The sequence below is a fragment of the Massilia sp. CT11-108 genome (assembly GCF_047302915.1).
In the GTDB taxonomy this organism is placed as follows: domain Bacteria; phylum Pseudomonadota; class Gammaproteobacteria; order Burkholderiales; family Burkholderiaceae_D; genus Telluria; species Telluria orientalis.
This window is the reverse complement of the sequence record NZ_JBKYMO010001094.1, coordinates 1-732: the sequence shown is the minus strand read 5'-3', so window position 1 is coordinate 732 and position 732 is coordinate 1. Positions and strand designations below refer to the sequence as shown.

Below are 732 nucleotides of genomic sequence, written 5' to 3'. Positions count from 1 at the left end.
GCCGCGGCCGCCGTCGCGGCCATGACCGCGTCCGCGCCCGCCCACGCCGAGCGCATCCCCTGGCAGAGCAACCGTTTCGAATACGTCGCCGACCGCAAGGACCTCAAGGACGTGCTGCGCGACTTCGGCGCCAGCCAGCACGTGATGACCTGGATCTCGCCGCAGGTCGAGGGAAACGTCACCGGCCGCTTCAACAGCTCACCGCAGCAATTCCTCGACAAGATGGTCGCCTCGTTCGGCGTGCTCTGGTACTACAACGGGGCCGTGCTGCGCATCTACGGCGCCAACGAGGCGCGCACCGCCACGCTGGGCCTGCAGCATGCGGGCACGGGCGACTTGCGCCAGGCCCTGGCCCGGTTGCAGATCGAGGATCCGCGCTTCCCGGTGCGCTACGACGACGTATCGCGCACGGCCGTCGTATCGGGGCCGCCGCAGCTGGTCGACCTGGTCAGCGACGTCGCGCGCCTGATCGACCGTGTCCAGGTCAAGGGCGATACCGTGGTCGTGCGGCGGTTCCCGCTGCGCTACGCATCGGCCACCGACAAGACCATCACGATCAACGGGCGCAGCGTCGGCGTGCGCGGGGTCGCGGGCCTGCTGCGCGGACTGTACGGGCCGCCGGCCGCGGGCCCCCGCGCCCCGGCGGCCGCGCCCCGGCGCCGCCGGCGCCGCGGCGTCCCCGCGCCCCGCCGCCCCCCCCCCCCCCGCGCCCCCCCCCCCCCCCCAACGTCC

1 protein-coding gene is annotated in these 732 nt (G+C 74.3%); it reads left to right on the top strand.

Annotated elements, in window-relative coordinates; translation table 11 throughout:
• Positions 1–21: 21 nt before the first annotated feature.
• A partial coding sequence (locus ACEN88_RS33350; protein ID WP_413346610.1) for a secretin N-terminal domain-containing protein occupies positions 22–732 on the top strand: 711 nt, incomplete at its 3' end.